Origin of the sequence: Flavobacterium sp. FlaQc-49 (assembly GCF_044005985.1) — a bacterium.
GTDB classification, from domain to species: Bacteria; Bacteroidota; Bacteroidia; order Flavobacteriales; family Flavobacteriaceae; genus Flavobacterium; species Flavobacterium cupriresistens.
This window is the reverse complement of record NZ_JBIPCS010000002.1, coordinates 114,176-134,574: the sequence shown is the minus strand read 5'-3', so window position 1 is coordinate 134,574 and position 20,399 is coordinate 114,176. Positions and strand designations below refer to the sequence as shown.

Below are 20,399 nucleotides of genomic sequence, written 5' to 3'. Positions count from 1 at the left end.
AAAATTAATTCAAAAATAGGGGTTAATGATTAGTAGATTGATTTTCAATTTATATATCAATATTAATAAAAAAAATAATTAGTTGGTTCGATCGAGTATATTTTTTTTGTGTTTTTAACTGTTTTTTGCTGATCTGGATTCCTGAAAGGGAATATGAAGTAGATTTTTTAATTTATTGTTTTCTTCAGGCTCCATATGAGTGTCTACGCCATAAACAATGTGTTCTTTCGGAAGCGAGGTAAAAGTTCCGAAAAGACGGTCCCAAATCGAGAATATATTTCCATAATTACTGTCTGTATAGGGCAAAACATAATGATGGTGCACTTTATGCATATTGGGAGAAACGAGAAAATAACTCAAAAAAGCATCTAGCTTTACAGGCAGCGAAATATTGGCATGATTGAACTGAGAAGCTATTACAGATAAGGATTGGTATAAAAACACCATCCACATCGGACTTCCAACCAGCAAAACCCCAAGTGTAGTAAACACAAAACGAATGACACTTTCTCCGGGATGATGTCTGTTGGCACTTGTGGTGTCTATCCAGGTATCGGTGTGATGTATTAAGTGAAAGCGCCACATGAATTTTACTTTGTGCTGTACAAAATGGGCCAAATAAGCGCCAATTAAGTCTAAAAGTAATAATCCGATAATGGTGTAGAATGCAATCGGGATTTCGGGTAGCCAATTTAAAATTCCAAAATGATGTTCCGTAGTCCAATTGGCAGTTTGAATCAAAATAAAAGCCAGAATAAAATTGACAATAATGGTAGTAAAGGTGAAAAAGAAATTGAGACCTGCGTGATTCCATTTTTTATATTTCATTTGAAATAGGGGAAAGGCATTCTCAATTAACCAAAAAAGGGTTATTCCTCCAATCAGAATTAAACTTCGGTGGGAAGAGGGAATCGTGCTAAAATAGGCTATTATTTCGTTCATGATTCTATAAAGGATTTTATCAAATTTAAGTAATTTAATGAAATGTAGGGACAAAAGAAGGGATTGTTTCGCTTTTACGATCTCGCAAAGTCGCCAAGCTGCTAAGTTTTTTCTACTTATTTTTAAGTTTTACCCTTTTGTTTTCCACTTTGAGTTTCTCTAAATGTCATGGAGTCTCAAAGTTTTTTTTCTGCTTTTTCATTAAAACTTTGCGATTTTGCGACTTTGCGAGATTTTTACGTCCTGTAACTTTTGAATTTGTGTCGCTTTATATGATGTTCGTTAGTAGTTAAACATAAAAAAAGAGAAAAGCGAAGGGGTTACTTCACTTTTCTCTTTTTTGCGATTGTAGTAGTACTGTATGTCTACTTATTTCGGGATTATGATTTTTTTATGAGGCTGATAATAAACAACAAAACCCATGCACCTCCAGCGGCTATAATAATCTGCCATAACAGTCCGCCACCGCCAATACCAAGTTTAGCTGCCAGCCATCCGCCAAAGATTCCACCAATTATTCCAACAATAATATTACCAAAAAGGCCAAAACCACCACCTTTCCATAATTGACCTGCTAGCCATCCTGAGATTGCTCCGATAAGTAAAAAATATAAAAAGCCCATAAGTTTATGTTTTATAAGTTATTAATTGATTTTGAATCTTCGTTTTACGCTTCGTCGTGATTCTGCAGTAAGGTTTTGTATATAAACCCTGCGACTATAGCCCCTAAGATCGGTGCTACCCAGAATAACCAAACTTGTGATAATGGTTCTCCGCCAGTGAAAACAGCCTGAGATAAAGATCTTGCAGGATTTACAGAAGTATTTGTGATTGGAATACTAATTAAATGAATTAAGGTCAATGCCAAACCAATTGCAACTCCGGCGAATTTTCCGTTGGCAAATTTATCTGTAGCACCCAAAATTACTAATAGGAAAAATAAAGTCAGAACAAATTCAGCTATAAAGGCAGATTGTAAAGAATAACCATCAGGAGAAAAAGCTCCGAATCCGTTTGAGGCAAAGGCTCCGGCTTTGGTATTGTCGATTGCAAAACCCGCTTTTCCGGATGCAATAGTAAACAAAGTACCAGCGGCTGCTATAGCTCCAACGCATTGTGCAATGATATAGGGAATCAGGTCTTTTGCAGGAAATCTGCCTCCGGCCCATAAACCAAATGATACAGCGGGATTAAAATGTCCGCCTGAGATATGCCCGACAGCGTAAGCCATTGTCAGAACCGTAAGACCAAAAGCAAGTGCTACACCGGCAAAACCAATTCCTAAATCAGGAATTCCTGCTGCAAAAATTGCACTACCACAACCTCCAAAAACTAGCCAATAAGTTCCAAAGAACTCTGCAAATAATTTTTTCATAGTAAATAATTTTAATTAATATTTAGTTGTTAACGGGTATATAGATACGCCCATAAAATCAATGCGACTTGTAAGGGCAAGCGTACTAATAGAATGATATTTAACAAAGAAAAACCCTTTTTGCTCTTTTGAAACATATACCAATTGGCAGGAAATACAGCAATCAACAAAGCTATAATTCCCCAAGCAGCAATAACTCTCGAAAAAGGAAGAGTGAGGAGGATGCCTAGAATAATTTCGGCAGCTCCACTTAAACTATTTAATAATTTGGGATTCTGAAAATAAGGGGGAATGATTCTGATGTACATTCCCGGGTTTTTAAAATGATTAATTCCGGCAATTATATATAGAAAAGCCATTAAATATAAATGCCAAGGTAAATTCATGATATCTTGTTTATCACGAATTTATAAAAAAATTAACAAATATTGTATTATTAAGCTCTTTTTTTTGGAACTATATAAAATAGATTATTTTTTGCCTTTAAAATTTACATTCATTATAATGATAGCCAGAATGATTAGGACAATTCCAACCCATTGTAAAAAGATTACTTTTTCATTCAGTAAAAAGTAAGCCATCATTACTGAAACCGGAAGTTCAAGTGCTGAAACGATACTTCCTAAACCAATTCCAGTTAGTGGAAAACCAGCATTCATAAGCATTGGCGGGATGATCGTTCCGAATAATGACAATACAATTCCCCATTTTAGGAAAATAGCAAGGTTAAAAGGCGTTACCTGAGTAAAAAAAGCAAAGGAAAACACAATTACTGCGCCACCCAATAGCATGTACAAGCTACGTTGTGCCGATGAAATTTCGGTTGCAACACGATTAGCAGTAAACATTGTTGTTGTAAAAGAAGCTGCAGCCATAACCCCCCAGGCGATACCTCTCCAATCAAGGACTACATCATTTTGAATGATATTGGTTGCCAGTACAGTTCCCACGAGTACAATAAATACGGCGATCACTTTTTGTTTAGAAGGTAATTTTTTCTCTAAAATCATTTCAAGTAAAACCCCCATCCAAACGGTTTGCATTAGTAAAACAATACCAATTGAAACCGGAATAAATTTTACAGCCAGGTAGTAGAACAAACTGGTCATTCCCAGAGAAGTTCCTGCTGTCATTAAGCTAATGATATTTTTAGGAGTAGCTTTTACTACTTGATTTTTATTTCTTATTTTCTGAAAGGCATTGATTAATAAAATCCCTGCAATTCCAAGTACAAATTGAGATGTTGTTACCTCGGCTGTGGTATATCCTTCTGAATAGGCCATTTTTACAAAAGTGGCTAACATTCCGAAAGTTGTAGCGCCTAAAGCAACTAAAAATACTCCTTTTAATACATTGTTTTGTGACATTCTGACTTGTTTAGTTTAAAAAATTAAAGCCGGCAAAGGTAAGCTATTTTGTTTAGGATTTAATGTTAAAACTGTGATAAACTTGTTAGTCCTTAAGTATCAGGGGCTAGTTCTTTCTCAATGTGATTTCTCGTTCGTTGAAATGGCGATGGAGAGAAAAAAAGAGCTTGCGGGAGATAAGAAGATGTGTTAAATGTTGGCAGACAAGTTTTAAGTTTTAGTCAATAAAAAAACCATCAGAAAACAATTCCTGATGGTTTAATTTTTATATAACAACCGAAGTCTGAAATACTTATTTCACAGGTTGCGTATTGTAAGTTTCGATTTCGAAAACTAAAGTTGCGTTTGGTGGAATCACTCCTCCGGCACCTTTTTCTCCATAGGCTAAATTAGAAGGAAGAAAGAAGATTGCTTTTTCTCCGTCGGTCATCATGTCTAATGCTTCGATAAAACCAGGAATCATTCCGTCTTTTTTACCAACTGCAAACGGAAAAGCCTGATATCCTTTTTGCGCATCTCTGTTCGCATCATATTTACCATATGCTTTTGCTACATTGGCAATGCTGCTGTCAAAAAGATTTCCATCTTCAAAATAACCGGCATAGTGGAAATAGATATTACTTCCTTCCGCTAATTTTACACCGGAACCTTTTTGAGTGATTTTATATTTTAAACCGGAAGCCGTTGCAGTTGCAGTAGCTTTAGTAGCGGCAAAGTAAGCTGCTTTTTCGGTGACCACTTTTTGACTTTCGGCTTTTTTAGCTTCTCCTTTTTTAGCATCATCACTGATTACTTTTAAAGCATCAAATTTCTTAGCAGCAGCACCTTTACGTGTGATCGTAATTTTGGTCATCACATCGTCCTGAACAATTTTATTCACAACATCCATTCCTGAAACTACGTGACCAAAAATAGTGTGTTTACCATTCAACCAAGGTGTATCTTTATGTGTGATGAAAAATTGACTTCCGTTGGTAGCCGGACCTGAATTGGCCATAGCTAAAACACCACCTTTTTCAAATTTTAAATCTGGTACAAATTCATCTTTAAAAGAGAATCCAGGACCTCCCGAACCGTTTCCGTCCGGATCACCACCCTGAATCATAAAATCATTGATAACTCTATGGAATTTTAATCCGTCATAAAATGGTTTCCCTTTTAGTTTTTCCACTTTTACATTAGGATTTTTTCCTTCAGCTAAAGTGATAAAGTTGGCTACTGTTACAGGCGCTTTTACATACTCTAAAGACAAAACAATGGTTCCTTTAGTTGTAGCAATTGTTGCAAAAATTCCTTCAGCAGGATTTGTTGCTTTCGGAGCTACTTTTGTTGTAGTTGTTTTTGCGGCCGGTTTTGCAGCCGGTTTTTTAGTTGCTTGTGCCTGAATATTGACTACTGCCAGGCAAAATAAGAATAGAAGTTTAAATTTCATTGTATTTAGAATTTAAGTCTATGTTAATTATTGTGGTTTCTCTAATAATTGAACTTCAAAAATGATATTCGCATTTGGTGGAATAACTCCTCCAGCTCCGGCTTCTCCGTAAGCTAAGTGTGCCGGAATAAAAAGAACGGCTTTGTCTCCAAAAGAAAGTTTCTCGATTCCTTCAATAAATCCCGGAATCATACCGTCTTTACGACCTGCTTGAAATGGAATTGGCTGGTAACCTTTTGCTTCAGCTCTTGCAGCATCAAATTTTCCGAAAGTTTTGCAAACCTCTTCGATACTACTGTCAAATAAAGTTCCGTCTTCTAAAAATCCTGCATAATGAATGTACAGTTGTGTTCCGATCGCCGGTTTTTTACCTGTACCTTTTTCAGTAATAACATATTCTAAACCAGTGCTTGTTTTGGTAGCTTTTGGTTTTAAAGAAGCATAATAAGCTACTTTTTCTTTCTGAACTTCTGCGTATTTACCTTTTTCTTTTGCTATTTCTGAAAAATAGTCGTGAAATACTTTTACAGCATCAAACTTTTTTGCAGCTTCACCATTTCTGATAATAGTAACAGTGGTGATATTATCGTTTTGAACTACTTTATTAACGACATCCATTCCTTTGTCCACTACATGACCAAAAATAGTATGTTTTCCGTCTAACCAAGGCGTTTCAACATGCGTGATGAAAAATTGACTGCTGTTTGTTCCCGGACCATTATTTGCCATGGCCAAAACACCACTTTTGTCAAATTTTAAATCAGTGAACTCGTCTTTAAATTTGTATCCGGTATCGCCAGAACCTGTACCTAAAGGATCTCCGGTCTGGATCATAAAATTCTCAATAACACGGTGGAATTTTAATCCATTAAAAAAAGGTTTCTTTTTTAGGTTTTCATCCGTTACAAATTCATTTTTGCCTTCTGCTAACGTTACAAAATTGGCAACCGTTATAGGTGCTTTTTTATAATCTAACTCAACAATAATGCTTCCTTTATTAGTTTCAATTTCAGCGTATAAACCATCCGGTAAGTCACTGTGTTTGTCTTTACAAGAATAAAACGAGGTAGCGGCTAATAGTAATATTAAAATACTCTTTTTCATTTTTTAAATGTTGTTTTATGGGTTTAAAGTGTCTTTTTTAGTCTGAACTACTGGCTTTGGAGCGACAGGTTTTGGAGTTTGTGTACTCGGTGTCGTTGCTTTTGGAGCTTCTTCAGGTGTGAAATTTTTAAGGGTAACGGTACAAATTAAGGATTGATTGGTTCCTATTTTTTTATTGTCTCCATGGTAACCATAGGCGATATGTGATGGAAATAAGAAGTTTACAGTTTCGTTTTTGCGCATCAATTTAATTCCATCACGCAATCCCATCATGATTTCTTGTTTGTCTACATGATAGATTTGCGGGCCAAGTTCAGCTTCGGGATAGATAATTTTACCTTGTATGTCTTTTATTTCCAGATTATAATAAGCTATATCTCCTCTTTTTGGACGTAACGTATCAATCAGATTTTGTTCCTCATAAGCATACCAATAGCCTTTTTGTGAAGCAAAATACTTTACTTTGGGATTGCTTTTGATTATTTTTTTGATGATATCTTCTTCACTGGCAACTAATTTTTTGTTCCGATCAGCTGATTTTTTCATGAAAGTACCCGAAGTTCTTGAAATAGGTCTTCTGGCTTCTTCGTGTTGTTTACAGCCTACCAATAAAACGGCAAAAAGTAGGGCACAGCTGCTTAGTTTTAAGTAGTTCATATGGGGTTATATTTTTAGTTTAGTTACTAAATCTTCAAATTTTTTGATGGTCTCTTCCATAGAAACATCAGATCTTCCACCAGCGGCATTGCTGTGACCTCCACCATTAAAATGATCTCTGGCAAACTGATTTACATCAAATCCTCCTTGCGAACGAAATGATATTTTGATGATTTTCTCGTCTCTGTTTTCTATAAAAATAGCCGTAAAATTAATTCCTTTGATGCTTAATCCATAATTAACGATTCCTTCTGTATCGCCTTTTATGTAGTTAAAAGAATCTAATTCGTCCTGTGTAAGCGTTGTATAAGAGGTTTTATGCTCTTCAAATACTTTCATGTTTTGCAAAGCACGACCTAACAATTGTAAACGGCTGTACGAGCTATTATCAAATAAAAGTACTGGAATCTGCGTATTTTCGACACCCAAATCAATTAATTCGGCTATAATGCGGTGTGTATTTCCAGTAGTTCCGGGAAAGCGAAAAGAACCTGAATCGGTTAGGATTCCGGTATAAATACAGGTAGCAATGGTTTGGTCTAAATCTTCTTTTTTATCTAAAAAGGAAATGAAATTGTAAACCATTTCACAAGTAGAACCAAAAGTAGTATCAGAGTACATATAAGTCGCATAATCATCAGGTCTTTGATGATGATCGATCATAATAAACGGAGCTTTTAGCTTGGCTAAAGTATGTTCCATTTCACCCGTGCGATGAAAAGCATTAAAATCAAGTGTAAATACGATCTCTGCTTCTTCTAATATTTTAGTACAGTTTTCGGTGTCTTTTTCAAATATTTTTACGGTTTCCGAACCTGGTAACCAAGCTAAGAAATCAGGGAAATCATTAGGTGCAATCACCGTTGGCTGATGATTGTTTTTTAATAAAAAATGGTATAAACCCAACGTAGATCCCATGGCATCACCATCTGGACCTCTATGCGGGATTATAGCGATTTTCTTTGGGGTTGCGAGCAACAATTGTATCGCTTGAATATCTTGTATTTTCATAGTGTGCGAATTTACATTTTTTTAATGTAATGCTGAAAAGATTTTAGAGATTCTTGGGTTTCAGTTTATAGCCGTGGTTTCAGTTCTTAGTTTTTAGTCTCAGTCCCAGTCTCAGTCTCAGTCCCAGTCTCAGTTTTCAATTCACATTTCACAATTCACATTTTTGATTTTGAACTACAAAAAACATCAAAGCCACTTCTGATACAACTTATATTTAGCACCCTTGACAATCTGCGATTTATAAATACCTACCGAGCCTGAAGAAAAATAAGCAATGGTACAGGCAATCGCAATAAATAACCCGGGTTGAATTCCAAATAGCTCCATTCCCATAATGGTGCAGGCAATGGGAGTATGGGTAGCACCCGAAAACACGGCTACAAAACCCATTCCGGCCAAAAGGGCTATTGGCATAGGGATGACAAGAGAAAGTGCGCTTCCTAAAGTAGCTCCGACAAAAAATAACGGAGTTACTTCTCCGCCTTTAAAACCAGCTCCTAACGTGAATCCCGTAAATAGAATTTTGAGTAAAAAGTCATACCACGGATTTGCATTTGAAAAGGAATCCACAATGACAGGGACACCCAAACCAGCAAATTTGGTAAATCCGAAACCTGCAATGGCAATGGCCAAAATGATTCCTCCAACAAACGGACGCAATGGCGGATACTTAATGTTTTTTGAAAATAAAGAACTCCAAAAATGAGTAGTTCTCGAGAACAGCAAAGCTGCAATGCCAAATAAGAGGCTAATGAGGACGGTGTAAAATAAGTTCGTAAGATTGATTTCGGGCACATCGGGAATACTGTAATGCGTGTGTTTGACCTGCCAGAATTCAACCGTAAAATAAGCGGCGTAAGCTACTAAGAAGGATAAAATAATACTTTTAAGTTTGATTTTACTAAAGTACAGTACTTCCAAAGCAAAAATTGCTCCCGCCAAAGGTGTTCCGAAAACAGATGCAAAACCCGCACTGATCCCGAGAATAATCAGAATTTTTCGCTCTGATTGCTCTAGTTTAAAAAGTTTTGTAAACTGATCGGCAATAGCGCCTCCCATTTGTACTGCTGTACCTTCGCGTCCGGCAGAACCACCAAATAAATGGGTGAGTAAGGTTCCCGCAAGGACCAAAGGAGCCATCTTGAACGGAATGGTTTTCTTTGGGGTTTCGTATTCTTCCAACAATAGATTATTGCCTTTTACAACAGATTCTCCCCAGTAATAGTAACTCAATCCAACAAGTAATCCACCAATGGGTAAAAACCAGATGATCCAGTTGTGGTGGATTCTAAATTGTGTAATCCATTCTAACGAAACTAAAAAAAATGCTGAAGCCGATCCTGAAAAAAAGCCTATTAGAAGACAAATGAGAATCCATTTAAGGACTGTCAGGAGTATAGTTTTAGAATCAGGTAGAGCCATTTGTAGTTTTAGTTTTTTTAAACGCGAATTTCACAAATGTACACGAATTTTATTTTTTTTGCCACAGATTAAAAAGATTAGCACAGATTATTTAATCATTTTAATCCTTATAATCTGTGGCAAGGAAATTAGTGCAATTAGCGTAATTCGTGGCAAAAAAAGCAGGATGTTTCTAGCCACGAATTTTACAAATGTGCACGAATTTTATTTTTTTGCCACAGATTAAAAAGATTTGCACAGATTGTAAAATCATTTTAATCATTTTAATCTGTGGCAAAAGTAATTAGCGCAATTAGTATAATCCGTGGTAAAAAAAAAGCAGGATGTTTCTAGCCACGAATTTCGCGAATGTACACGAATTTTGCTTTTTTGCCACAGATTAAAAAGATTTGCACAGATTATTTAATCATTTTAATCTGTGGCAAAAGTAATTGGCGCAATTCGTATAATTCATGACAAAAAAAAGTTACTGAACTACAGCCGTAAATTCAATTTCAACTAAATATTCTGGAGCAACTAATTTACTGATTTCATAAAAACCCGTCGTCGGTTTTACATCTTTGAAAAAAGAAGAATGCGCTCTGGCAACCTCTTCAAAAGTGGTAATATCGGTTGTGAAAATACGGGTTCTGATTACATCTTTCATTCCAACATTCAAATCTTCCAGCACTTTTTCTACACGTTCGAGGATGTTAAAAGTCTGTGCATACGCATCGTCAGCTTTTACTTTATCGCCATCAACAATTGCCACAGTTCCTGAAACTTCAATGATATTGCCAATGCGTACAGCGCGACAATATCCCATTTTGTCTTCCCAAGGTGATCCTGTTAAGATGTTTTCTCTTTTCATTTGGTAGTATTTTATTGAATTGTTTTATTCCTTTTTTAAAACAAATCCCGGTTAGTTAATTAGGCTGCAATTTATAAAATAGGAAACTGAAAAGCGCAAATTTTATTTGAAATCACTTTCAAAATCAAGCTTTTTTGTGATATTTTAAGAAATCGTTTTTTAAGATCTACTTGGTTTGCTGGTGTTCGAAAAGTCGAAGTTTATTTTGAGTTATCGTTAAGTTTTGTTGTAGCGTTTCGATTTTGTTTAATAAATGCGCTATGGCATCAATCCCTTCAAAATTAATTTTCAGATCATAATGCAACCGGATCATTTTTTCTATGGCAGGCAAGTGTTTAAGGTGCAGATATTCATCATCTTCCTGAACAATAATTTCTACCAATCCGTAATTATTTAGTTCGGTTATAAAGGTGTATTCAATTTCGTGATACGTACAAAATTGTTTAATTTGGATTAGGTTTTTACTGCTCATGATTGCTTATTTTAGATAATTCTTCAAATAATTCTTTTTCCTTCTGGGATAATTTTGTGGGGAGTTTTAAAGTATAAGTAATGTATAAATCTCCAAACTGACCTTCTTTTTTGTAGACCGGAAAACCTTTTCCTTTTAATTTGACTTTTGTTCCGGGTTGCGTTTCTTCAGGAACTTTTATTTTTACTTTTCCGTCAAAAGTGTTAACGAAAATCTCACCTCCCAGAATAGCGGTGTATAAATCGAGAGCAACATCGGCGTATAAATTATTGCCTTCGCGTTTAAAATTAGAATTGTTTTCTATGGTGAAGGTAATGTACAGATCACCGCCGGGGCCTCCATTTGCTCCAGGTCCGCCATGTCCCGGAATTTTTATGATTTGACCGTTTTCTACTCCTGCCGGAATCGTAATCCGGATATTTTTACCATTTACCGTCAGATTTTGTTTGTGCGTGGTGTACGCGGAATCTAAATCTAATTGTAGTTCGGCATTATAATCCTGGCCTCTGTATTTGGATTGCCTTTTGTTGCCGCCAGTTGAACCGTACATGGAATTGAAAAAATCAGAAAAATCACTACCGGAGAAATCACCTCCTGAAAAGTCATTATAACCAGAACTGCTTTGTTGCCTGGTTTGCTGTTGTTGATTGGGATTGTAACCTGCCTTTTCAAATTCGTCCGCATGTTTCCAGTCTTTTCCGTATTTGTCGTATTTTTTTCGGTTTTCGGGATTACTTAAGACTTCATTGGCTTCATTGATTTCTTTGAACTTTTTCTCCGCTTCTTTATCGTTTGGATTCAAGTCTGGATGATACTTTCGAGCGGCTTTTCGATAGGCTTTTTTTATTTCGGCATCAGTAGCAGACTTTGTGATTTCTAATGTTTTATAGTAGTCGATATAATCCATTTTTCTAGTTTTTAATAAAGGTAGATTAAAACATTGAAATTAGGAATAAGTTGTTAATTATCAAAATGATATATTTTTTTAAAAGAAGAATTTAACTAAGATGTAAAATAGCATCGGTATATTTTTGTGGTATTAAAAATTTAGTTTTTTGATTTTTTGGCAGGTTTTTTGTTTCCAAAAATTAGCCTAATATATTGTTATAAAAGTCTTAAAGTTGTAGTGCCTAATTAAATTATGCTATTTTTGTGAAGCTACACTTGATTTTATAAAAATTATAAAAGCCTATTCGATAATACTTTTTCAATGAAGCAAATTCTATTTTTCATATTATTTTTTACTGCTGTAACTGTATCAGCTCAAACTGAATTCAGTACAAAATTTAAGTCGATTCCGGCTCCAAAATTTAGTGCGAAACCTAAAAAGATCCCGTCTCCGGAAATCAAAAATCCTGCGGGAACTAACTTAGATATCCCAAGTATAAAAACACCTAACGTTTTTGATAATACCAGTATTACTCCTAAGTCTAAATTTCAAATAGGAGAACAGAAAAGTACTTTTACAATGTCAACCGAAACTGATTTTGCCAATCCCGGAGATCGTTATGTTGGGAAAATGGAAAAGGATTTGGATAAGGCCGTAAAAGAAGCGGGATTAAAAGAAGGCAGAGGACCATTAGTTAGAAAAAATCTTGAATTTGGTGATATTTATACAAGTTCTACTTATTTTATAATAAAATGTCGTGATGCCGGGGCGATCGATGGTGATATGATAAAGGCCGTTTTTAATGAAAACGTTATAGTGCAGAGAATGGTGTTAGAGTCCAACTATCAGGAATTTAAAATAACTTTTAATGAAGGTTTTAATACTTTCGAATTAGAAGCACTTAATATCGGAAGCCTTGGAGGAAATACAGGTGGATTTGAAATCTACGATGCCGAAGGTAATCTGATCTTATCTGATTATTGGAATAACCTGGATACAGGATTTAAAGCAAAATTTGTCATTGTGAAACAGAAAAAAGCTCTCATAAAATCTGTGAAATAATTTCAAAAAGACATAAAGTTTCAAAGATATGAAAGGAAAAATCAACTTATTATTTAATTTTTAAGACCTTTAAACCTTTGTAACTTCGAATCTTTGTAGCTAAAATCAGAACAATGAAAAAAATATTAGTTTTTTCATTGTTCTGATTTTTCAAATTCGAATATAAAAAGTATTTTTGCGCATGCAACACAACGTACTTATTTTAGATTTCGGATCGCAATATACTCAACTTATTGCGCGTAGAGTTCGCGAATTAAATATATTCTGCGAAATTTTCCCTTACAATCACTTTCCAAGTGATTTATCACCTTATAAAGCTGTAATTTTAGGAGGAAGCCCTTTTTCTGTTCGTGCAGAAGATGCTCCACATCCTGATTTGTCTCAAATTCGAGGTAAACTTCCAATGTTGGCAGTTTGTTACGGAGCACAATATTTAGCGCATTTTAGTGGTGGAGAAGTAGCTGCTTCTAATACCAGAGAATACGGTAGAGCTAATTTGTCTTATATTAAGGAGAATGAAGTTTTCTTTAACGGCGTTTCAGAAAACAGCCAGGTTTGGATGAGTCACAGCGATAGTATCAAAGCTTTGCCGACAAATGCAGTAAAATTGGCAAGTACTCATGATGTAGAATATGCAGCTTATAAAATTGAAGGCGAGACAACTTACGCGATTCAATACCATCCGGAGGTTTTTCACTCTACTGATGGATCAAAAATGTTAGAAAACTTTTTAGTTAACATTGCTGAAGTTCCTCAAAACTTTACACCAGGTGCTTTCGTAGAAGAAATGGTGGCAGAATTAAAAGAGAAATTAGGTGATGATAAAGTTGTTTTAGGATTGTCAGGAGGAGTAGATTCTACTGTAGCGGCAGTTTTATTACACCAGGCAATTGGTAAAAACCTGTACTGTATTTTCGTAAATAACGGTTTACTTCGTAAAAACGAATTCCAAAATGTATTAGATCAATACAAAGGAATGGGATTGAATGTAAAAGGAGTAGATGCAGGAGATCGTTTTCTTGGTGAATTAGCCGGAATCAGTGATCCTGAAACCAAACGTAAAACAATTGGTCGTGTATTCATTGAAGTTTTTGATGATGAATCACATTTAATCGAAGATGTAAAATGGTTGGCTCAGGGAACTATTTACCCTGACGTAATTGAGTCGGTTTCTGTAAAAGGACCATCGGCTACAATTAAATCACACCACAATGTTGGTGGATTACCGGACTATATGAAATTGAAAATTGTAGAACCACTTAGAATGCTTTTCAAAGATGAAGTAAGAAGAGTTGGGGCTACTTTAGGAATAGATCCTGAATTATTGGGAAGACACCCTTTCCCGGGACCAGGATTATCCATTAGAATTTTAGGAGATATCACTCCTGAGAAAGTTCAGATTTTACAAGATGTTGACGCTGTTTTCATCGATGGATTAAAATCTTGGGGATTATATGACAAAGTGTGGCAAGCCGGAGCGATCCTGCTTCCTGTAAATAGTGTTGGTGTAATGGGTGATGAGCGTACTTACGAAAAAGTAGTAGCGCTTAGAGCCGTAGAATCTACCGACGGTATGACTGCCGACTGGGTACATTTACCTTATGATTTCTTAATGAAAGTATCAAATGATATTATCAATAAAGTAAAAGGAGTGAATCGTGTGGTATACGATATAAGTTCTAAACCACCTGCAACAATTGAGTGGGAATAGTATTATTTTTATAGTAAGGCGTTACAATTTGTAACGCCTTATTTTCTTAACTCCGGTACGTATATCAAAAATACGGATGAATTTTTATGCGAATAAATGCAAGAAAAAGGAAGAACAGGAGTTATATAAGTAAAGGATTATTGTTAAGATCGGAATGGACTGAAGACAATAATCAAAAAAAAACAAGCTGTGCGAATCCTGCTTTAAGCAAAAATTAGTATCTTGTTTTTTGAATTAAAAATTAAATTGTTTTAAGCCCCATTATGAAATATTATTTTACATTATTGTCTCTCGTTTTTTTAGTAACCTGTTCTGCTTTTTCTCAGGAAAAGGTAGTAAAATATACAGTTTCGAGCGGAGAAACAATTAATCAGATTGCTCAAAAATTTAAGGTAACTCCTTACGATATTTATCAGTTAAATCCGGATGCCAGAAAAGCTTTAGCTCCTAAAACCGTACTGTTAATTCCGACTAAAGGAGATAAATCAACACCTGCTAAAACGGAAGTAACTCCAACGAAGCCAAGTACATCAGGAAAAACAATTGTGCATGAAGTACAACCTAAAGAAACACTTTTTGGGATCGAAAAAAAATATGGTATTTCAGATGAAGCATTAAAAGCCGCCAATCCATTTTTGGTGACTAATGGTTTGCAAATTGGTCAGACGCTTACTATTCCATCAAAAGGAGCTGCAGTTAAAACTACTGCCGCAGTAAGTCCTAAAGCCACTAAAACACCAGCTCCTGAAAAATACATATATCATGATGTTGTACCAAAAGAGACCAAATATTCTATTGCAAAACAATACAATACGACGGTTGAAGATTTAGAGAAACGTAATCCGGATATTGTAGCAAATTTAGAAGTTGGACACCGAGTAACGATTAAAGGAACCGCTCCAAAAACAGAAGTGGCTACCCCTGTTGTTGCTAAAGTTGCAAAACCGGTTGAAACTAAAAAAGTTGATGAGTCTTCAAAGAAAGGCACAACTTATATGGACTATCAAGTGAAACCAAAAGAAACACTTTATAGTTTGTCAAGAACATTTCAATTAACTCAAGCAGAATTAATAGAATTGAATCCTTCTCTTTCTGAAGGTGTGAAAGAAGGAATGGTTTTAAAAGTGCCATCCGGATTCCTTGCACCAACTCCAATTATTGTTCAGCACCAACCAACTGAAAAAGCGGTAGAAAAGCCAGTTGATAATTCCGGTTCAGGAGCAATAAAAATTGTTGAAAAAGTAAAATCGGAAACGACTTCTGCGAATCCTGAAATAGTCGAGTTGACTAAAAAAAGAGGACAAGGTGAGCGTAAAAAATTAGTTTTATTAATGCCTTTTAATTTGGCAAAAATGCAGACTGATACCGTAAGTACTACAAATAGAATTAAAAGCGATAAATTTTTGAACATGACTCTTGATTTTTATTCAGGAGCGATGATGGCAATTGACTCGGCGAAGACCTTAAAATTACCAATTGATGTGTCGATTTACGATTCGCAAGAAACAAAAAGTACTTCCAATGTATTGAGTTTAATTGCACAGAATAAATTGCAGGATGCCGATGCAGTGGTAGGACCTTTTTATCAAGGTAATGCAGAAAGTACCGCTAATGCATTGCATTCATACAATGTACCGGTAATTTCTCCACTATCAAAAGATGCGGCCAATCCAATTGATAATTTGTACCAGTCTATTCCAACAAACGATGTCGTTAAAAATGCAGTTTTTGACTATATGCGTGCTAAAAACGGAAACATTGTTGCGGTAGTAGATAAGAAAAAGGAATCGGTTGTTACCTATATTAAACAAAATCAAAAAGGAGTTGTTTTTGCTGCTTTAACAGAGACCGGAGGTTTAGATGCAGCAAACTTAAAAAGCTTGTTATTGCCTAACCGAATGAATTATGTGGTAATGGAAACGGCTAATACCGCTATGGTGAAAGCAACAATTAAAGCATTGATTGATGCGCAAAAAACTTGTCAGGTACAATTGGTGATTTTAGAACCAAACAGCACTTTAGATACAGACGAAATTAGTTTTGAAAATTTAGTGAAGTTAAAATTAATGTATCCGTCAGTAACCCGTGAAAGTGATGAATCTGGTGTTTCAATCTTTAAAAAAGAATATCGATTGAAAAACAAAATAAATCCAAATACGTATGCGACTCGTGGTTTCGATGTAACTTTTGATACAATGATGCGTTTGGTTCAGGGTAAAACTTATCAGGAAACAGCAGATTTAATGACGACTGAACAAGCGGACAATAAATTTCAATATTACAAAAAAGAAGATGGCGGACACGCAAACAAAGGTGTTTACATTTTATATTACGATTCAGATTTAACTTTAAAAGTAGCCAATTAATGACATCAAAAGTAACCTATTTAGGGGATTTAAGAACGAAATCAATCCACGTGCAATCCGGAAGCGAAATCATTTCGGATGCACCATTAGATAATAACGGAAAAGGAGAAGCGTTTTCTCCAACAGACACCGTAGCAAACGCTTTAGCAAGTTGTATGATGACGATTATGGGAATCAAAGCTCGTGATATGGAAATCAATATCAATGATTCTACAGCCGAAGTAACTAAAATAATGAACGCTGAACCAAGACGTATCGGAGCAATCGAAATTGTTTTTGAAATGAAAGGTACAACAGACGAAAAAAGCAAAACAATCTTAGAGCGTGCCGCGATGACTTGTCCGGTGTTTTTGAGTTTAAACAGTGAGATTGAAAAACGAATTACTTTTAATTGGAAGTAGTAATTTGTGTTTTTTAAAATAAAGAAAAAGAGGTCGTTGCACTAGTGTAGCTGCCTCTTTTTTTATTAATAAGTCCAATATTTTTTTTCTTATACTACGAGATTCCATATAACCCGGTTATCAGAAAAACGAAAATTACACTTTTTATCCAATCGAAAAAATCATTCAGCTTCACGATGAAAAGATTGCTCTCTATAAAGTATGTTGAAGGAAAAAGATGGGATGATGGCAAAGTTGGAGAAATTGATTGAAGGGAAATAAGATTTGCACGCAGATTAGGCAGATTAGGCAGATTTTTTCTGTGATCTTCCGTTAAAATCCGCCGAATCTGCGTGCATATTTTTTAAACCGTTTTATAGCATCCTTTGCAAGCCTTGTGTTTTTTCTCTACGTCCTTAGCGGTTAAATAAGCGCAACAATAATAAATATTAAAATTGAAAAAAGGGCATCTAATAAATTTAAGATGCCCTTTCTCACTAACTAACCAAGAAATATTTAATTTGAAAACTCTAATTTTTGTAGTTTGTTCCAACCCCCACGTGTGAAATCAGGAATTTCTACAGGAGCTGAATTGTTGTCAAGTGAAATTTCTGTTAACGGACCTAAGCAAGACCATTCTGCTAAATCGTAAACGTCCATATCTAATGGCAATCCTTTTTGAAGACAGTAAATCAATCGGTAGTCCATTACGAAATCCATTCCGCCGTGACCGCCTACTTTTTTAGCTTGCTCTTCGATATCTTTTACAATTGGGTGTTTGTATTTTTCCATCAACGCTTTTTTAACTTCTGCAGGAACAAAAGAGTGAGCGCTTAATTTTTCATGATTTGGTTTTACATCATCCCCTAATTCTTTACCGTCTAAAGCATAACCTTCCATTGGATATTTATTAGCAAAACCTTTAGTTCCGCTCAATTGATACATTCTGCTGTATGGACGAGGAGAAGTAACGTCGTGTTGAATTTGAATAGTTTTTCCGTTTTCAGTACGAATCATCGTCATCGTATGATCTCCATTTCTAAAATCTTTAATTTCCTTTCCAGATTTCTCTTTGATGTAAGCCGGGTTTCCAACAGCTTTTGTATCCATAGAAACTAAGAAATTCATTTTATCACCACGGTGAATATTAAGTGCCTGACAAGCCGGTCCCATACCATGAGTAGCATAAATATCACCACGATGTTTGATATTGTAATCCATTCTCCAGTTGTTCCAATACTCACCCCAGAAAGGTTGTAAACCATGAATATAAGATCCTTCTGCATGAAGAATTTCTCCAAATAAACCTTGTTGGGCCATGTTTAATGTCGTAAGTTCGAAGAAATCATACACACAGTTTTCAAGCTGCATACAGTGTTTACGTGTTTTTTCAGAAGTATCGATCAGTTCCCAGATTTCTTTCATTGTCATTGCTCCAGGAACTTCTATTGCAACGTGTTTACCATCTTTCATAGCCTGAACACCAATCATAGCGTGGTGTTTCCAGTCTGTTGCGATGTATACTAAATCTACATTTGGTAATGCTGTAACTTTTTTCCATGCATTTTCGTCACCATAAAATTCCTGTGCTTTTGCAAGTCCTTGTTTGGTTAAGATTTCGTTTGCTTTAGAAGTATTTTCCTGTGTCATATCACATAAAGCGACAATTTCAACACCGGGTATATGAGTCATGCGCTCTACTGCTCCGGGGCCGCGCATTCCAAGACCTATAAAGGCAACACGTACGGTTGGCAGTGGTGTTGCTGCCAAACGTAAAACGTCAGTTTGACCTTTTGCACGTGACGGGGTTTTGGTTTTGATCATTTGCGCCGATACAATTGCTCCACAAAACAAAATGCAAACGGTTAAAATGAATTTTAAATTACTAGTTTTCATAATTAATTTGATTTTAAATGATTTGATAATCTACTAGATCGATTATCGATAATATAAGTAGTTTTGTTTTTATTAAAGATTATCTACGGTAAAGTAGTGAAATTTATTTCCGGTTTTTTATTCGTTAATGGTCTTGTAAATGTAGTTTTTGGAGTTGTAAAATCATTAAAGAAACCACCATTTTTCAAGAAAAAAGAACCATTTTCTGCACCACCGGCAAAATCCATTCGGTATTCTTTTGCACCCGTATTGTCGTTTGTGAATCGAGCAGTATTAATTTCTGACCAAGCACCTTTATCATCGCAAATCCATTGATTGTTGAATAACACTTTACGCGAGAAATCTCCTTGTTCCGGAACGAAATTTTCTAAGAAAGAATGAAATCTTTTTAAATAAGTATTGGTTTCAGGACGATTAAAACTCGCAATTAACAACCATTTGTTTACTTCAGGAGCGAAGAAATAAGCAGTGTACGTAGTGGTATTATTTCCGGCTGGAAGTCCGTGTAGTAAAAACTTGTAGGTTGTACCTGCTTTCCAGTTGTATTTTAGGTAACTCTGTCCGCCTGAACCTTCATTTCCGAATTCTCCCGTATATACATTTTCTCCTTTTTTCAACATTTTAATTTTATGAGAATCAGGAATACTGTTTGGATCATCAGTAGTAAACGGACTCCATACAGAGAACAAAACTCTTCTTTCTGTCGATGAGTTTACCTGAATTCCGAAATAACCTTCACCAAAACCATTTGCCATAAAATAAGAACCGATTTTGTCTTCGTTTTCTGGAATTGTCAACTCGTTGTAATACCATTCGGCATTGATGCTTTCCTGTACTTGATAATTTAAGTGAACAGATGGACCACGTCTTCCCCAGTGATAGAAACTACCTTCGTTATTAGGGACATAGGCTATTTTACCATCATAATCAGCACTGGCAATCGTTAAGCGACTAATAGACGGAAAACGATCGCCTGTTTTGCTGATTCCTTTTATTTTGACAGCTACATAACCGGCTTGTTTAATCGTCCAGGTTCCCGCGATAACTGCTTTTTTTGTGGTGGTAAAATTTACTTTTTTTGACTCGTTGTTTATCGAAAATTCTACTTCTGATTTCCCATTCACTTCAACAGATTCTTCAACAGTAATTTGAAATGTTCCGGGATTCGAAATTTTAAAATAAGCAGTAAAAAATTCGTTGGAATCAGTCCAGTTTTCTATTCCATTGTCTGTAATCGTATTGTTTCCGTCTAAATGTTTAGAACTATAAGCATTTCCTCCAAGTGGCAGAGAAATTGTTGTTTTTGGGTTTTGAATTGTTTCATTTTTCGGTGGTGTATCCTGCTGGGTATCATCATTATTATTGCTGGCGCATGAAAATGATACTAAAGAAGCTGCAAAAAACAAGTAAAATATATTTTTCATAATTTGAGGTTATTGGATTAGAATTTATTCAACTATTTT

General features: G+C 35.4%; 19 protein-coding genes and 1 pseudogene. 5 read left to right on the top strand and 15 right to left on the bottom strand.

Going from position 1 to position 20,399, the window contains the following annotated elements; genetic code table 11:
- Positions 1-114: 114 nt before the first annotated feature.
- From ACHRV3_RS03835 to ACHRV3_RS03775, 13 genes are all read right to left on the bottom strand, one after another.
- Positions 115-942, bottom strand: coding sequence for a sterol desaturase family protein (locus ACHRV3_RS03835; RefSeq protein ID WP_395433374.1), 828 nt, complete (start codon positions 940-942; stop codon positions 115-117).
- Between the two features lie 380 nt (positions 943-1,322).
- Entirely contained in the window at positions 1,323-1,565 is a 243-nt protein-coding gene (locus tag ACHRV3_RS03830) for a GlsB/YeaQ/YmgE family stress response membrane protein (protein ID WP_047775688.1), read from the bottom strand.
- Between the two features lie 44 nt (positions 1,566-1,609).
- Positions 1,610-2,317 (bottom strand): aquaporin Z, encoded by a 708-nt coding sequence (aqpZ, locus tag ACHRV3_RS03825; protein ID WP_047775690.1) that lies wholly within the window; start codon positions 2,315-2,317, stop codon positions 1,610-1,612.
- A gap of 29 nt (positions 2,318-2,346) precedes the next feature.
- The gene (locus ACHRV3_RS03820; protein ID WP_047775692.1) at positions 2,347-2,703 is read right to left on the bottom strand and encodes a DoxX family protein; all 357 of its coding nucleotides are present in this window, start codon (positions 2,701-2,703) and stop codon (positions 2,347-2,349) included.
- A gap of 84 nt (positions 2,704-2,787) precedes the next feature.
- Entirely contained in the window at positions 2,788-3,684 is an 897-nt protein-coding gene (locus tag ACHRV3_RS03815; protein ID WP_395433373.1) for an EamA family transporter, read from the bottom strand.
- 292 nt (positions 3,685-3,976) lie between these two features.
- Positions 3,977-5,116, bottom strand: coding sequence for a peptidylprolyl isomerase (locus ACHRV3_RS03810; protein WP_395433372.1), 1,140 nt, complete (start codon positions 5,114-5,116; stop codon positions 3,977-3,979).
- Positions 5,117-5,143: 27 nt separating this feature from the next.
- Positions 5,144-6,220: a peptidylprolyl isomerase gene (locus ACHRV3_RS03805; RefSeq protein WP_047775696.1), complete on the bottom strand. Its 1,077-nt coding sequence runs from the start codon at positions 6,218-6,220 to the stop codon at positions 5,144-5,146.
- Between the two features lie 15 nt (positions 6,221-6,235).
- Positions 6,236-6,877: a gliding motility-associated peptidyl-prolyl isomerase GldI gene (gldI, locus tag ACHRV3_RS03800; RefSeq protein ID WP_047775698.1), complete on the bottom strand. Its 642-nt coding sequence runs from the start codon at positions 6,875-6,877 to the stop codon at positions 6,236-6,238.
- 6 nt (positions 6,878-6,883) lie between these two features.
- Entirely contained in the window at positions 6,884-7,888 is a 1,005-nt protein-coding gene (locus ACHRV3_RS03795) for a bifunctional oligoribonuclease/PAP phosphatase NrnA (RefSeq protein ID WP_047775699.1), read from the bottom strand.
- Positions 7,889-8,074: 186 nt separating this feature from the next.
- On the bottom strand, positions 8,075-9,310 hold the full coding sequence (locus tag ACHRV3_RS03790; protein ID WP_395433370.1) for a voltage-gated chloride channel family protein: 1,236 nt from the start codon (positions 9,308-9,310) through the stop codon (positions 8,075-8,077).
- A 466-nt stretch (positions 9,311-9,776) separates the two neighbouring features.
- Positions 9,777-10,160, bottom strand: a complete 384-nt coding sequence (locus tag ACHRV3_RS03785) for a RidA family protein (RefSeq protein ID WP_047775703.1) — start codon at positions 10,158-10,160, stop codon at positions 9,777-9,779.
- Between the two features lie 166 nt (positions 10,161-10,326).
- Positions 10,327-10,632 carry a chaperone modulator CbpM gene (locus tag ACHRV3_RS03780; protein WP_395433369.1) on the bottom strand — a complete coding sequence of 102 codons (306 nt, stop codon included), beginning with the start codon at positions 10,630-10,632 and terminating at the stop codon, positions 10,327-10,329.
- Positions 10,622-11,539, bottom strand: coding sequence for a DnaJ C-terminal domain-containing protein (locus ACHRV3_RS03775; RefSeq protein WP_395433368.1), 918 nt, complete (start codon positions 11,537-11,539; stop codon positions 10,622-10,624). The genes ACHRV3_RS03780 and ACHRV3_RS03775 overlap by 11 nt, the downstream gene beginning before the upstream one ends.
- A gap of 303 nt (positions 11,540-11,842) precedes the next feature.
- On the opposite strand from ACHRV3_RS03775, the gene ACHRV3_RS03770 reads away from it, so the two are divergent.
- From ACHRV3_RS03770 to ACHRV3_RS03750, 5 genes and pseudogenes are all read left to right on the top strand, one after another.
- Entirely contained in the window at positions 11,843-12,583 is a 741-nt protein-coding gene (locus tag ACHRV3_RS03770; RefSeq protein WP_395433367.1) for a hypothetical protein, read from the top strand.
- Between the two features lie 181 nt (positions 12,584-12,764).
- Positions 12,765-14,294 (top strand): glutamine-hydrolyzing GMP synthase, encoded by a 1,530-nt coding sequence (gene guaA, locus ACHRV3_RS03765; RefSeq protein ID WP_047775709.1) that lies wholly within the window; start codon positions 12,765-12,767, stop codon positions 14,292-14,294.
- A 263-nt stretch (positions 14,295-14,557) separates the two neighbouring features.
- The gene (locus ACHRV3_RS03760; RefSeq protein ID WP_395433366.1) at positions 14,558-16,660 is read left to right on the top strand and encodes a LysM peptidoglycan-binding domain-containing protein; all 2,103 of its coding nucleotides are present in this window, start codon (positions 14,558-14,560) and stop codon (positions 16,658-16,660) included.
- A complete protein-coding gene (locus ACHRV3_RS03755; RefSeq protein ID WP_230001248.1) occupies positions 16,660-17,061 on the top strand; it encodes an OsmC family protein in 402 nt (133 codons plus the stop codon). Before ACHRV3_RS03760 ends, ACHRV3_RS03755 begins: the two co-directional genes overlap by 1 nt.
- Positions 17,062-17,188: 127 nt before the next feature.
- A pseudogene (locus ACHRV3_RS03750) lies at positions 17,189-17,322 on the top strand (XRE family transcriptional regulator); the annotation flags it as partial.
- 234 nt (positions 17,323-17,556) lie between these two features.
- Here the strand turns inward: ACHRV3_RS03750 and ACHRV3_RS03745 are convergent.
- Together ACHRV3_RS03745 and ACHRV3_RS03740 are read right to left on the bottom strand one after the other, a co-directional pair.
- Positions 17,557-18,936 (bottom strand): Gfo/Idh/MocA family protein, encoded by a 1,380-nt coding sequence (locus ACHRV3_RS03745; RefSeq protein WP_047775715.1) that lies wholly within the window; start codon positions 18,934-18,936, stop codon positions 17,557-17,559.
- 83 nt (positions 18,937-19,019) lie between these two features.
- Entirely contained in the window at positions 19,020-20,360 is a 1,341-nt protein-coding gene (locus ACHRV3_RS03740) for a DUF3472 domain-containing protein (protein WP_395433365.1), read from the bottom strand.
- Positions 20,361-20,399: the final 39 nt, after the last annotated feature.